The 14,338-nt window shown below is 59.3% G+C and carries 13 protein-coding genes; 5 read left to right on the top strand and 8 right to left on the bottom strand.

From position 1 onward, the window contains the following. Window positions 1–50: 50 nt before the first annotated feature. The 7 genes from ispC to rpsB all read right to left on the bottom strand — a co-directional run bounded on the left by ispC (window position 51) and on the right by rpsB (window position 6,111). Entirely contained in the window at window positions 51–1,241 is a 1,191-nt protein-coding gene (ispC, locus tag NH234_RS06555) for a 1-deoxy-D-xylulose-5-phosphate reductoisomerase (RefSeq protein ID WP_367256028.1), read from the bottom strand. Beyond that, window positions 1,238–2,044 (bottom strand): phosphatidate cytidylyltransferase, encoded by an 807-nt coding sequence (locus NH234_RS06550; protein ID WP_367256026.1) that lies wholly within the window; start codon window positions 2,042–2,044, stop codon window positions 1,238–1,240. The genes ispC and NH234_RS06550 overlap by 4 nt, the downstream gene beginning before the upstream one ends. After that, on the bottom strand, window positions 2,044–2,799 hold the full coding sequence (gene uppS, locus NH234_RS06545; protein ID WP_085729807.1) for a polyprenyl diphosphate synthase: 756 nt from the start codon (window positions 2,797–2,799) through the stop codon (window positions 2,044–2,046). The genes NH234_RS06550 and uppS overlap by 1 nt, the downstream gene beginning before the upstream one ends. Before the next feature lie 13 nt (window positions 2,800–2,812). Next, on the bottom strand, window positions 2,813–3,370 hold the full coding sequence (gene frr / locus NH234_RS06540) for a ribosome recycling factor (protein ID WP_085688727.1): 558 nt from the start codon (window positions 3,368–3,370) through the stop codon (window positions 2,813–2,815). Beyond that, window positions 3,367–4,110, bottom strand: a complete 744-nt coding sequence (gene pyrH, locus NH234_RS06535; protein ID WP_003222124.1) for a UMP kinase — start codon at window positions 4,108–4,110, stop codon at window positions 3,367–3,369. The genes frr and pyrH overlap by 4 nt, the downstream gene beginning before the upstream one ends. A gap of 209 nt (window positions 4,111–4,319) precedes the next feature. After that, entirely contained in the window at window positions 4,320–5,183 is an 864-nt protein-coding gene (tsf, locus tag NH234_RS06530; RefSeq protein WP_085729806.1) for a translation elongation factor Ts, read from the bottom strand. A 190-nt stretch (window positions 5,184–5,373) separates the two neighbouring features. Beyond that, window positions 5,374–6,111 (bottom strand): 30S ribosomal protein S2, encoded by a 738-nt coding sequence (gene rpsB, locus NH234_RS06525; protein ID WP_003222119.1) that lies wholly within the window; start codon window positions 6,109–6,111, stop codon window positions 5,374–5,376. Window positions 6,112–6,482: 371 nt separating this feature from the next. Here rpsB and map point away from each other — a divergent pair, with 371 nt between their 5' ends. From map to NH234_RS06505, 4 genes are all read left to right on the top strand, one after another. Further along, entirely contained in the window at window positions 6,483–7,265 is a 783-nt protein-coding gene (map, locus tag NH234_RS06520) for a type I methionyl aminopeptidase (RefSeq protein WP_085729805.1), read from the top strand. Window positions 7,266–7,304: 39 nt separating this feature from the next. Continuing rightward, window positions 7,305–10,007, top strand: a complete 2,703-nt coding sequence (locus tag NH234_RS06515; RefSeq protein WP_085729804.1) for a [protein-PII] uridylyltransferase — start codon at window positions 7,305–7,307, stop codon at window positions 10,005–10,007. A gap of 43 nt (window positions 10,008–10,050) precedes the next feature. Next, window positions 10,051–11,250, top strand: coding sequence for a succinyldiaminopimelate transaminase (gene dapC, locus NH234_RS06510; RefSeq protein WP_367256024.1), 1,200 nt, complete (start codon window positions 10,051–10,053; stop codon window positions 11,248–11,250). A 168-nt stretch (window positions 11,251–11,418) separates the two neighbouring features. Beyond that, window positions 11,419–12,147 (top strand): M12 family metallopeptidase, encoded by a 729-nt coding sequence (locus NH234_RS06505; protein WP_085729802.1) that lies wholly within the window; start codon window positions 11,419–11,421, stop codon window positions 12,145–12,147. Window positions 12,148–12,155: 8 nt separating this feature from the next. On the opposite strand, the gene NH234_RS06500 is transcribed toward NH234_RS06505, so the two are convergent. Beyond that, window positions 12,156–13,787, bottom strand: a complete 1,632-nt coding sequence (locus NH234_RS06500) for a Na+/H+ antiporter (protein WP_367256023.1) — start codon at window positions 13,785–13,787, stop codon at window positions 12,156–12,158. Window positions 13,788–13,969: 182 nt separating this feature from the next. Between NH234_RS06500 and NH234_RS06495 the strand changes: the two genes are divergently transcribed. After that, entirely contained in the window at window positions 13,970–14,332 is a 363-nt protein-coding gene (locus NH234_RS06495; protein ID WP_003222107.1) for an ArsC family reductase, read from the top strand. Window positions 14,333–14,338: the final 6 nt, after the last annotated feature.

The following is a 14,338-nucleotide window of genomic DNA, read 5'->3' as shown; positions in this document are numbered from 1 at the left end:
CTTTCTCCGCAATCCTGTTCTATGCCGCATGAAGCCATGTACCGCTGGGCCTATCGACCGTGACGAGCCAGCCATTGCCCGGCGAGCGTACGTGCTGCCGCGTCCGCCGTGAACACCGCATCGAGATCATTCAGCGCAACCACCGGCTCGAGATTCAACACCTCCTCGATGATACTCGCGATTTCGAGATAGCGAACCCGCCCGTCGAGAAACGCCGCCACCGCGACTTCATTCGCGGCATTGAGCATGGCAGGTGCACTGTTGCCAGCCTCGGCTGCCTGACGGGCAAGCCGCAGACACGGGAAGCGTTCCTCATCGGGCGCCTCGAAGTCCAGGCGTGCGATGGCAAACAGGTCCAGTGGCGCCACGCCAGAATCAATGCGTTCAGGCCAGGCCAGCGCATTGGCGATCGGTGTACGCATGTCGGGATTACCCAGCTGCGCCAGTACCGAGCCATCTACGTAGTCGACCAGAGAGTGAATCACGCTCTGTGGATGGATCACCACTTCGACTTGCGACGGCCGGGCATCGAACAGCCAGCAGGCTTCGATCAGCTCGAGCCCCTTGTTCATCATGCTGGCCGAATCCACGGAAATCTTGCGACCCATGGACCAGTTAGGATGAGCACAGGCCTGATCGGGAGAAACATGCGCCAGTTCAGCCATCGGCGTCTGCCGGAAAGGACCACCAGAGGCTGTCAGCAAAATCCGACGCACGCCGACATTGCTCAGTCCACGAGCGAAATCCTGCGGCATGCACTGAAAAATCGCGTTGTGCTCACTGTCGATGGGCAGCAAGACCGAACCGCTCTTGCGCACCGCCTCCATGAACAAGGCGCCGGACATCACCAGCGCCTCCTTGTTGGCCAGGAGAATCTTCTTGCCCGCCTCGACGGCCGCAAGGGTCGGACGCAAGCCGGCGGCGCCGACAATGGCCGCCATCACAGCATCCACCTCAGGAGCAGCCGCGACCTGGCACAGCCCCTCCTCCCCCACCAGCACCCGAGTCGACAAACCAGCGGCACGCAAGTCGTCCTGCAAACCACGAGCAGCAGCGACTTCTGGCACCACCGCAAACTGCGGCACATGGCGCACGCACAAGGCAAACAGCTCACTCAGACGTGTAAAGCCACTGAGCGCAAACACCTGATAACGCTCAGGGTGACGAGCGATGACATCCAGCGTGCTCAGACCGATCGAGCCGGTCGCCCCCAGAACAGTGACCTGCTGTGGGCGGCTCACGGTGCTGCCATCCACAACAGCACGGCGAATACCGGGATCGCGGCCGTCAGGCTGTCAATGCGGTCCAGTATGCCGCCATGGCCCGGCAGCAGATTGCTGCTGTCCTTGATACCGGACTGACGCTTGAACATGCTTTCAGTCAGATCGCCCACCACCGAGATGAACACGATCAATGCGGCACCGATCAGCCCCTTGAACAGTTGCGCCACCGTCCAGTCACGAAACAGGGCTACCAGTGTCGTGATCACGAGACTCAGTGCCAGACCGCCATACACGCCTTCCCAGCTTTTTCCAGGGCTGACTTGCGGGGCAAGCTTGCGCTTGCCGAAAGCACGGCCGGAGAAATAGGCACCGATATCAGCGCCCCAGACCAGCACCATCACCGCCATGATCAGCCAGTTGCCGAGCGGGTATTGCTTGATCTGGATCAGACCTTGCCAGGCAGGCAGAAGAATCAACAAACCGATCACCAGCTTGCTGGCGGCACTGGCCCAGCGCTCACTGGAGCGCGGATACGTCAGCACCAGCCACGTCGCTACCGCCCACCAGATCACCGAGGCACCCAGCACCCAAGGTGCCAGCCCCGGCAAGATGTACATGATGAACAGCATCAGCGCGACTACCGTCGCATAGCCGACACGAAACGGTTGCGCGGTAAAACCGGCCAGACGCGCCCATTCCCAGGCACCAAGCGTCACGACCAGCCCGATAAACAGCGCAAAACCGGAGCCCTCAAGCAGAAAAAAACCGCCCAGAGCGATCGGCAGCAGGATCAGCGCAGTGATGATTCGTTGTTTAAGCATTAAACCCGGGCTCCAGCTTCGATCTGCTCGCTCGTTTTACCGAAGCGACGCTGACGCGAAGCGAAATCGGCCAGCGCAGTACGCATGGCATCGTGTTTGAAGTCCGGCCAGAACAGGTCGGAGAAGTACAACTCGGCATAAGCCAGTTGCCACAGCAGGAAGTTGCTGATGCGGTGCTCGCCGCCAGTGCGGATGCACAGATCCGGCAGCGGCAGGTCACCGGTCGCCAGACAGGTTTGCAGCAGATCCGGCGTGATGTCTTCCGGACGCAGATGCCCGGCCTGAACCTCGCGAGCCAGACGCTGCGCAGCTTGCGCGATATCCCACTGACCGCCGTAGTTGGCGGCGATCTGCAGAATGAAGCGATTGCTGCCTGCAGTCATGGCCTCAGCCTCGCGCATGGCAGCCTGAAGCTCTGGATGAAAACGCGAGCGGTCGCCAATGATGCGCAAACTGATGTTGTTGTCGTTGAGGCGCTTGGCCTCACGACGCAACGCCTTGAAGAACAGATCCATCAAGGCACTGACCTCATCAGCCGGACGCTGCCAGTTTTCACTGGAGAAGGCGAACAGGGTCAGCACCTCGACCCCGGCCTCGGCACACACCTCGATCACCGCCCGAACAGCGTCCACGCCCGCTTTATGCCCGGCGACACCCGGCATAAAGCGTTTTTTCGCCCAGCGATTGTTACCATCCATGATGATCGCGACATGGCGCGGCACCGCGGACGGCGCAGTCTGCTTGGTCTTGTCCATTAAAACTCGACCCTTAAACGGCCATCAGATCCGCTTCTTTTTCCTTGGTAGCCGCGTCGATATCCGCTTCAGCCTTATCGGTCAGTTTCTGGATATCAGCCGCTGCACGGCGCTCTTCGTCTTCGCTGATTTCCTTGTCCTTGACCAGTTTCTTCAGATCGCCCAGCGCATCGCGACGAATGTTGCGTACCGCGACACGAGCGTCTTCAGCGGCAGCACGGGCCTGCTTGGTGAAGCCCTTTCGGGTTTCTTCAGTCAAAGCCGGCATGGAAACCAGCAGCAACTCACCCAGGTTGGTCGGGTTCAGGTTCAGGCCGGCGTTCATGATCGCCTTGTCGACTGCCGTGAGCATGTTGCGCTCGAAAGGCACGACTTGCAGGGTACGGGAGTCTTTCACCGTGACGTTGGCAACACCGCTCAAAGGGGTATCAGCACCGTAGTAAGGAACCATCACGCTACCCAGAATACTCGGGTGAGCCTTGCCGGTACGAATCTGGCCGAATGCATGGCTCAGCGACTCGATCGACTTTTTCATGCGCTCTTGAGCGTCTTTCTTGATTTCGTTGATCATTGTTGACCTTCCTCGATCAGGGTGCCTTCAGCGCCGCCATGAACGATGTTCAGCAGGGCACCAGGCTTGTTCATGTTGAATACGCGCAGCGGCATCTTGTGGTCGCGGCACAGGCAAATGGCCGTCAGATCCATTACACCCAGCTTGCGATCCAGTACTTCATCATAAGTCAGATGATCGAACTTCTCGGCATGCGGGTCTTTGAACGGGTCAGCGGTGTAGACGCCATCGACCTTGGTCGCTTTGAGCACGACGTCCGCATCGATCTCGATGGCACGCAGGCAGGCCGCCGAATCCGTGGTAAAGAACGGATTGCCGGTACCGGCCGCGAAAATCACCACGTCCTTGGAGTTCAGGTGGCGCATGGCCTTGCGACGATCATAGTGATCGGTCACCCCCACCATGGAAATGGCCGACATCACGATGGCCGAGATATTGGCACGTTCCAGCGCATCGCGCATGGCCAGGGCGTTCATCACAGTGGCCAGCATGCCCATGTGGTCGCCGGTGACCCGATCCATGCCGGCCTTGCTCAGCGCTTCACCGCGGAACAGGTTGCCGCCGCCGATCACCAGTCCAACCTGAACGCCGATGCCGACCAGTTGGCCGACTTCCAGCGCCATGCGGTCCAGTACTTTCGGATCGATCCCGAACTCTTCCGAGCCCATCAGGGCCTCGCCGCTAAGCTTGAGTAGAATGCGTTTATAGCGAGCCTGATAACCACTGCCCTGCTGAGCCATTGCGAATCTCTCCTGCGGCGTATTTAAAAATTCTTTGCGAGCTGTTTGCAGCTGCGTTCACTCTAGCGTGGCGCTGCTTCAGCGCCATCGGAACATGGCTTTGTAAGTCAGTTCCAAGGGGAAACCAATTAAAAATTGGTAACCCTATCTGAAAAGAGGCTGCGCGCGTGAGCGGGCAGCCTCTTTCGGGCGACAGTTGAAAAACCGTCTTATTGCTTGGCGGCAGCCACTTGAGCGGCAACTTCGGCAGCGAAGTCATCAACTGGCTTCTCGATGCCTTCGCCCACTTTGAAGTAGGTGAAGGAAACGATTTCGGCACCGGCTTTCTTGGCCAGCTCGCCAACCTTGACTTCAGGATTCATGACGAAGGCTTGCTCTTTCAGCGAGGCTTCGGCTTTGAACTTGGTGATACGACCGTTGATCATGTTCTCAACGATGTTTTCCGGCTTGCCGGCGATCTTGTCGGCATTCAGCTGCAGGAATACGTTCTTCTCGCGCTCGATGGCCTCGGGGGAGATTTCCGACGCGTCCAGAAACTCTGGGTTCGAAGCTGCAACGTGCATAGCGATGTTCTTGGCCAGGTCGACGTCGCCGCCTTTCAGAACAACCACTGCACCAATCTTGTTGCCGTGCAGGTAAGCGCCTACAACGTCACCTTCAACACGCGCCAGACGACGGATGTTGACGTTTTCGCCACACTTGGCAACCAGGGCTTCACGAGCTGCTTCACGCGAAGCGATCAGCGGAGCCGCGTCGGTCAGCTTCTGAGCGAAGGCTTCTTCGAGGCTTTCGCTGACGAAGTTCTTGAAGTCGTCCTGCAGGGCCAGGAAGTCGGTCTGCGAGTTCACTTCCAGCAGAACAGCGGACTTGCCGTCAGCCTTGACAGCGATAGCGCCTTCAGCGGCAACGTTGCCAGCCTTCTTGGCAGCCTTGATGGCGCCCGAAGCACGCATGTCATCAATGGCTTTTTCGATGTCGCCGCCAGCCTTTTCCAGGGCCTTCTTGCAATCCATCATGCCTTCGCCGGTACGCTCGCGCAGTTCTTTGACCAACGCTGCAGTAATTGCTGCCATTTTCAAATTCCTCTTGGATAGGTTTTCAACCATTCCACCCGATCGAACGGGCGATCAATTCTTCCCGAACCTGTTTGTAGCCGCTGCACGTTACAGATGCTGTAGCTGCGCTGCCGACAGATGGTTTTCGAGGTGGCAAAAAGGGGGCCAAGCCCCCTTTTTGCTTACTGAGTCAACGCCAGGGCGTCAATTACTCAGCTGCAGCCTGAGTTTCTTCAGCTGCGAACTCAACAGTGCCGCCAGCAACATTGTTGCGACCACGGATCACAGCGTCAGCCATCGAACCCATGTACAGCTGGATAGCGCGGATTGCGTCATCGTTGCCCGGGATGATGTAGTCAACGCCTTCCGGGCTGCTGTTGGTATCGACAACGCCGATGACCGGGATGCCCAGCTTGTTGGCTTCGGTGATCGCGATGCGCTCGTGGTCAACGTCGATCACGAACAGTGCGTCTGGCAGACCGCCCATGTCCTTGATGCCGCCCAGGGAGCGATCCAGCTTCTCAAGATCACGGGAGCGCATCAGCGCTTCTTTCTTGGTCAGCTTGGCGAAAGTACCGTCTTCGGCTTGTACTTCAAGGTCACGCAGACGCTTGATGGAAGCACGGATGGTCTTGAAGTTGGTCAGCATGCCGCCCAACCAGCGGTGATCGACGTACGGCGAACCGCAACGTGCTGCTTCTTCAGCAACGATCTTGCCAGCGGAACGCTTGGTGCCGACGAACAGAATCTTGTTTTTGCCCTGGGCCAGACGCTCTACGAAAGTCAGAGCTTCGTTGAACATTGGCAGGGTTTTTTCAAGGTTGATGATGTGAATCTTGTTACGCGCGCCGAAAATGTACTTACCCATTTTCGGATTCCAGTAACGGGTTTGGTGACCGAAGTGCACACCGGCCTTCAGCATATCGCGCATGTTGACTTGGGACATGATAGTTCCTTGATAAGTCGGGTTGGGCCTCCACGTATCCCAATGACCAACCCCTGATCCGAGGATCGAAGGCACCCAGGTCATCGTGTCGACACGTGTGTGGGTTAATGCTCTCGAGGCTATCCCCGGAAAGCGGCGCATTTTATATCACAGGAAGGGCGCAAACGGAACCCGGAATCTGTAATAGCGTCAGGGACATGGGCGCCAGCCCCTTGGAATCGGGACAATGCACCGCATTGTATAGATAGAAGCGATGCACGCAGGCGCGGATTTGCGCCTTTGGTCTGTTAGAATCGCGTTTTTCGGGGCCGCCAAATCAACAGCCGCGCCCCTGTTCGTATCAGCAAGCGCCGAGCGCAGAGAGAACCTGTATGACCGTCACCCTCAAAACCCCCGAGGACATCGCTGGCATGCGTGTCGCCGGCAAACTGGCCGCCGACGTGCTGGAAATGATTGCCGAACACGTCAAGCCGGGCGTGACCACCGATGAGCTGAACCAGATCTGCCACGATTACATCGTCGACGTACAGAAGGCCATCCCTGCCCCGCTCAACTACAAGGGCTACCCGAAGTCGATCTGCACCTCGATCAACCACGTGGTCTGCCACGGCATCCCGAACGACAAGCCGCTGAAAAACGGCGACACCCTGAACATCGATGTCACTGTGATCAAGGACGGCTACCACGGCGACACCAGCCGCATGTTCCACGTCGGCACCGTGCCGGTCTGGGCCGAGCGCCTGTCCCAGGTTACCCAGGAATGCATGTACAAGGCGATCGAGATCGTCAAACCCGGCTGCCGTCTCGGTGACATCGGCGAGATCATCCAGAAGCACGCTGAAAAGAACGGTTTCTCCGTGGTGCGTGAGTTCTGCGGCCACGGTATCGGCAAGGTGTTCCACGAAGAGCCGCAGATCCTGCACTACGGCCGCGCCGGCACCGGCATGGAACTGAAAGCCGGCATGACCTTCACCATCGAACCGATGATCAACCAGGGCAAGGCCGATACCAAGGTGCTGGGCGACGGCTGGACCGCGATCACCAAGGACCGCAAGCTGTCGGCACAGTGGGAACACACTTTGCTTGTCACTGACACCGGTTACGAAATCTTCACCCTGCGCAGCGACGACACGATACCGCGCGTATCGGCCTGATCCGGAACTGCTCCCAGCCTATAGAAGGAATGCCAATCGATGCCGCAGGTGGATCCCGAACTCTTCGACCGCGGCCAGTTCCAGGCTGAACTGGCCCTGAAAGCGAGCCCTATCGCCGCCTTCAAGAAGGCGATCCGCCAGGCCCGCGAAGTGCTCGATGCACGCTTTCGAAGCGGCCGCGACATCCGGCGACTGATTGAGGATCGCGCCTGGTTCGTCGACAACATCCTGCAAAAGGCCTGGGACCAGTTCAACTGGAGCGAAGACGCCGACATCGCGCTGGTCGCGGTCGGCGGCTACGGTCGCGGTGAGTTGCACCCCTATTCCGATATCGACCTGCTGATCCTGCTGGACAGCGCCGATCACGAAATCTTCCGCGATTCCATCGAGCGTTTTCTCACGCTGTTGTGGGACATCGGCCTGGAAGTCGGTCAGAGCGTTCGTTCGGTTGACGAATGCGCCGAAGAGGCCCGTGCCGACCTGACGGTGGTCACCAACCTGATGGAAAGCCGCACCATCTGCGGCCCCGAACGCCTTCGCCAGCGCATGCTGGACGTTACCAGCACCGCTCACATGTGGCCGAGCAAGGAGTTCTTCCTGGCCAAGCGCGCCGAACAGAAGGCCCGCCACCACAAGTACAACGATACCGAATACAACCTGGAACCCAACGTCAAAGGCTCACCCGGCGGACTACGGGATATTCAGACGATTCTGTGGGTCGCCCGGCGCCAGTACGGCACCCTGAACCTGCGCGCTTTGGCAGGCGAGGGCTTCCTGGTCGAGAGTGAAAACGCCCTGCTGGCGTCGTCTCAGGAATTCCTGTGGAAAGTGCGCTACGCCCTGCACATGCTGGCCGGCCGCTCCGAAGATCGCCTGCTGTTCGATCACCAGCGCACCATTGCCGGGTTGCTGGGGTTTGAAGGTGACGACGCCAAGCAGGCCGTCGAAAACTTCATGCAGCAGTATTTCCGCGTCGTGATGAGCATCGCCCAGCTCAGCGACCTGATCATCCAGCACTTCGAGGAAGTCATCCTCGCCCCGGAAGACGAAGCGCCGCCGCAGCCGATCAACTCGCGTTTCCAGCTACACGACGGTTACATCGAGGCACGCAACGACAACGTGTTCCGCCGCACGCCGTTCGCCATGCTCGAGATCTTCGTATTGATGGCCCAGCAGCCGGAAATCAAAGGCGTACGCGCCGACACCATTCGTCTGCTGCGGGAAAACCGTCACCTGATCGACGACAACTTCCGCAACGACATCCGCAATACCAGCCTGTTCATCGAACTGTTCAAGTGCAAGATCGGCATCCACCGCAACCTGCGGCGGATGAACCGCTACGGCATTCTCGGACGCTACCTGCCTGAATTCGGTTTCATTGTCGGGCAGATGCAGCACGACCTGTTCCACATCTATACGGTCGATGCCCACACGCTGAATCTGATCAAACACCTGCGCAAATTGCAGTACTCACAGGTGTCGGAAAAATTCCCGCTGGCCGCCAAGCTCATGGCCAAGCTGCCGAAACCCGAACTGATCTATATGGCGGGCCTGTATCACGACATCGGCAAGGGCCGGCACGGCGACCACTCGGATATCGGCGCAGTGGATGCCGAGGCGTTCTGCCAGCGCCATCAACTGCCGGTGTGGGACAGTCGCCTGATCGTCTGGCTGGTACAGAACCATCTGGTGATGTCGACCACCGCCCAGCGCAAGGACTTGTCCGACCCGCAGGTGATCCATGACTTCGCCCAGATTGTCGGCGACGAAACCCGCCTCGACTATCTGTACGTACTGACCGTGGCAGACATCAACGCGACCAACCCGACCTTGTGGAACTCCTGGCGCGCAAGCCTGTTGCGCCAGCTCTACACCGAGACCAAGCGCGCCCTGCGCCGCGGCCTGGAAAACCCGGTAGATCGCGAAGAACAGATCCGCCAGACCCAGAGCGCAGCGCTGGATATTCTGGTGCGCGGCGGCACCGACCCGGACGATGTCGAGCAGTTGTGGGCGCAACTGGGCGATGACTATTTCCTGCGTCACACTGCCGGCGACGTGGCCTGGCACAGTGATGCGATTCTCCAGCAGCCGGCCGACGGCGGACCGCTGGTGCTGATCAAGGAAACCACCCAGCGTGAATTCGAGGGCGGTACGCAGATCTTCATTTATGCCCCGGACCAGCATGACTTCTTTGCTGTGACCGTGGCCGCGATGGATCAGCTCAACCTGAACATTCACGACGCCCGGGTCATCACCTCCAGCAGCCAGTTCACCCTCGACACCTACATCGTGCTCGACACCGAAGGCGAATCCATTGGCGACAATCCGACCCGGGTCAAACAGATCCGCGACGGCCTGACCGAAGCCCTGCGCAACCCGGACGACTACCCGACCATCATCCAGCGTCGGGTGCCGCGTCAGCTCAAGCACTTTGCGTTCGCACCACAAGTGACGATCCACAACGACGCCCAGCGTCCGGTGACGGTGCTGGAACTGACCGCACCCGACCGTCCGGGCCTGTTGGCACGGATCGGCGGGATTTTCCTGGAGTTCGATCTGTCGCTGCAGAATGCCAAGATCGCCACCCTGGGCGAGCGGGTGGAAGACGTGTTCTTCATCACCGACGCCCACAATCAGCCGCTGTCCGACCCGCTGCTGTGCAGCCGTTTGCAGGATGCCATCGTCGAGCAGCTCAGCGTCAATCAGGAACCCGATATCAAATTGTCGCGCATCAGCATTTGACTGAGCGCCCGGATTCAACCGCTTTGCACGAGACCCAGCACCGATGAACAACGCTCTGTCCCAGCTCCAGCCCTACCCGTTCGAAAAGCTTCGCGCCCTGCTCGGCAGCGTCACGCCAAACCCGGACAAGCGCCCGATCGCGCTGTCCATCGGCGAGCCGAAACACCGTTCGCCAAGCTTTGTCGCCGAGGCGCTGGCCAACAATCTGGATCAGATGGCGGTGTACCCGACCACCCTCGGCATCCCGGCCCTGCGTGAAGCTATCGCCGCCTGGTGCGAGCGTCGCTTCAACGTGCCAAGCGGCTGGATCGACCCGGCGCGCAACGTGCTGCCGGTCAACGGCACCCGTGAAGCGCTCTTCGCCTTCACCCAAACCGTGGTCAACCGCGGCGACGACGCGCTGGTGGTCAGCCCGAACCCGTTCTATCAGATCTACGAAGGCGCGGCGTTCCTCGCCGGCGCCAAGCCGCACTATCTGCCATGCCTGGACGAGAACGGCTTCAACCCGGACTTCGACGCGGTATCGCCAGACATCTGGAAACGCTGCCAGATCCTGTTCCTGTGTTCGCCAGGCAACCCGACCGGCGCGCTGATTCCGGTCGACGTCCTGAAAAAACTGATCGCCCTGGCCGACGAATACGACTTCGTGATCGCCGCCGACGAGTGCTACAGCGAACTGTACTTTGACGAACAGACGCCACCGCCAGGCCTGCTCAGCGCTTGCGCCGAACTGGGTCGCAAGGATTTCAAGCGCTGCGTGGTGTTCCATAGCCTGTCCAAGCGCTCGAACCTGCCGGGTCTGCGCTCCGGTTTCGTTGCCGGCGACGCCGATATCCTCAAGGGTTTCCTGCTGTACCGCACCTACCACGGCTGCGCGATGCCGGTTCAGACCCAACTGGCCAGCGTTGCCGCGTGGAATGATGAAGTGCATGTACGCGCCAACCGTGCGCTGTATCGCGAGAAGTTCGATGCCGTACTGGCGATCCTCAGCCCGGTGATGGATGTGCAGCGTCCGGACGGCAGCTTCTACCTGTGGCCAAACGTGCAAGGTGACGACGCGGTGTTCTGCCGTGATCTGTATGCCGAAGAGCACGTGACCGTGGTGCCGGGTTCGTACCTGTCCCGCGATGTCGACGGGGTCAACCCCGGGGCTGGCCGTGTGCGCATGGCGCTGGTCGCGCCGCTGGCGGAATGCGTGGAAGCGGCCGAGCGCATTCGCGATTTCGTCCTGCGCCACAAGTAATGCCTGAACGCTCGTGTCGGGCAATCCGGCACGGGCGCCTCATACATCGGGTTACAGATCCTCCAACTATTTACCCCACTTGCCGGCCGGTCAGACGTTAGTCTTGAGCCGCGCATATCTCTGCGCCTAAAACAAACTCAAGACTTTAACTTCAAGGAAGAAGTAAACATGAACGACCTGCTGGATTGCCAACTTGTTCAATGGCCCGATGATCAAACTGCCTACACGGCAGCCATCAATGAAAACCCCGCCAATGCAGGCGCAAATACTGGCAGCCGACGTAAACGCTCCGTCATTAACTACTCAAAGCTATGGGCCAACGGCCGAACCTTGAAAATAGCTTTCATGGATGCACCTGACGCCGACCACAAGAACAAGATAGTTGCTGCGGCCAACCAATGGTTGCCGTACATCAACCTGAAGTTTGAATTTGTCGAACATTTGAAAGGCGATATCCGGATTGCAACAAAGAACAATAACAACAGCTCGATGCTGGGCACCGATGCACTGTTGATCCACCCCGACCATCCCACCATGAACCTGGGGGTCAAACCGGAGCATGAAGATTTTGAGGTAATCGTGGTCCACGAATTCGGCCACGCATTGGGTGCGATGCACGAACATCAGCACCCCAAGGCCAATATTCCGTGGGATAAGCCAAGGGTTTATGAGTTCTACAAAAATCGCGAAATGAACCCGCTGACCGAGGAGCAGGTCGACAGGAACCTGTTCGCGTCCTTCGACACACTGGACGCGATCTACACCTCCTACGATCGGAAATCGATCATGCACCACCCGGTGGCAAACGCATTGACGGTGGGCAACTGGGAGGTACCGATCAACCGCCGGATCAGTAAAAAAGACAAACGGCTGATGAGATTGCTCTATCCCAAGTAACGTTTTTTCTATTTGACCTGCCCCAGGTTGGCCTCACTCAGGTCGAGCTCACCCAACACTTCACGCAACACGTCATCGCCAATCTGGTGCTGACGGCTGAGGCTGTACAGTTCAAGGCGTTGCGCGCGCAGGGCCTTGAGGCGCAAACGGCGTTCAAGCAGATCCATCTGGAACGCCAGCGCCTGGGCTTCGGCCGAATCGTTGAACACCTCAAGCTGATGACGGTATTCAGACATGATCCGCGCCTTGAGCTCCGCCGACAGTGCCGCTTGCGCAGCATCCTGCGGGTTGACCTCCTCGACTTCCAACGCATGGATCGCCGCTTCGGCGGTCTTGCGCCAGGCATCGCGGACTTCCTGTCGGCGCTTGTCGTCGGGGCTTTTCTGGATTCCACGCAGCAGCAACGGCAGGGCGATGCAGGCTGCGACCAGCGACATCAGGATCACCCCGGCGGCGATGAAGATCAGCAAGTCACGCTCGGGAAAGGCCTCGCTGCCCATCAGCATCGGCACCGACATCACTCCCGCCAACGTCACCGCACCGCGCACCCCACCGACGGTCAGCAGCCAGCACGAACGGGCAGTCGGCACTTGTGTCAATTCACCCTTGCCACGCAAGCGGCGCAGCAGCACCGACAGACGCCAGATGCTTTGTACCCAGATGAAACGCAACAGCACCAGCGCCAGGAAAATCGCCACCACGTCGAGGCAGCGGTAGAACAGCGTCGGCCACAATGACGTTTCGTGACTGACCACAGCCTTGATGATGTCCGGCAGTTGCAGGCCGAGCAGCAGGAAGATCAAACCGTTGAAAGCAAACTCCAGCAACGACCAGACGCTGCGGTTGAGCAAACGGGTGCTGGTCTGGCGCGGCAGCAGGTCGAGCCAGCTCTGCATCATCCCCGCTGCCACCGCCGAGAGAATGCCCGACGCGCCGAGCCGCTCAGCCAGCACGTAAGCGGCAAACGGCAGCAGCAACATGAACACCACATGGGTCGCCGGATCGTCCCAGCCCCGGGCGATCATCCACGCCCGCAGCCGCCCCACCAGCCAACTGAGTGCAACACCGACCGCCAGCCCGCCGACCGCGACCAGCACGAACGTCAGACTGGCGTTGGCCAAAGAAAACGCACCGGTGACCGCCGCTACCAGCGCGAATTTGAACGTCACCAGACCCGAGGCATCGTTCATCAACGCCTCGCCTTGCAGCATGTGCATCAGCGGCGTGGGCAAGCGGTTCTGCGAAATCGCCGAGACCGCCACGGCGTCGGTCGGGGACAGCACCGCCGCCAGCGCGAAGGCCACCGGCAATGGAATCGTCGGCAGCAACCAGTGAATGAAGTAACCGGCCCCGACCACGGTAAACAGCACCAGGCCGACCGCCAGCGTGAGTACCGGCCCGCGCAAGCGCCACAGTTCACGCTTGGGCATGCGCCAGCCATCGGAAAACAGCAGCGGCGGCAAGAACAGAAACAGGAACAGTTCAGGATCAAGGGCCACGTGCAGACCGAGGGTCGGCCAGGCCAGCAAGGCACCGGCGGCGATCTGTACCAGTGGCAGCGGCATCGGAATCACCCGTCCAACCAGGCGCGAAACACTGACCAGCATCAGCAGGATCAGGACGGTATAAGCGGTTTGCATAAAGCGGAAATCCCGGACAATCGACAGCGTTGAACTGCCATATTAGCCGCTTAGGCTGTGACTGACCGTTGCACCTATGTCGCAGGCGCCCACAGCAGAAGCAACCTCGGCGCCGCGAAACCGTCTTGTCATGGCATAATCCGACACCATTTTTCTCCAGCACCTGTAAAGGGGGCGATTCCTTGACCGTTTCAAGCAAAACGTTGCACCTTTTCGGCATCAAAGCCTGCGACACCATGAAGAAGGCGCGCACCTGGCTCGATGAACACGCTGTCAGCTACGACTTCCACGACTACAAAACCGCCGGCATCGACCGTGAACACCTGACCCAATGGTGTGACGAACACGGCTGGCAAACGGTGTTGAACCGCGCAGGCACGACCTTTCGCAAGCTCGACGACGAACGCAAAGCCGATCTCGACCAGTCGAAAGCCATCGAACTGATGCTCGCTCAACCCTCGATGATCAAGCGCCCGGTGCTCGATCTCGGTGACCGAACCCTGATTGGCTTCAAGCCAGATATCTACGCGGCCGCCCTCAAGTAAGCAGCC

The sequence above is a fragment of the Pseudomonas sp. stari2 genome, assembly GCF_040760005.1.
Taxonomy (GTDB): domain Bacteria; phylum Pseudomonadota; class Gammaproteobacteria; order Pseudomonadales; family Pseudomonadaceae; genus Aquipseudomonas.
This window is presented reverse-complemented; position numbering and strand designations above follow the sequence as displayed.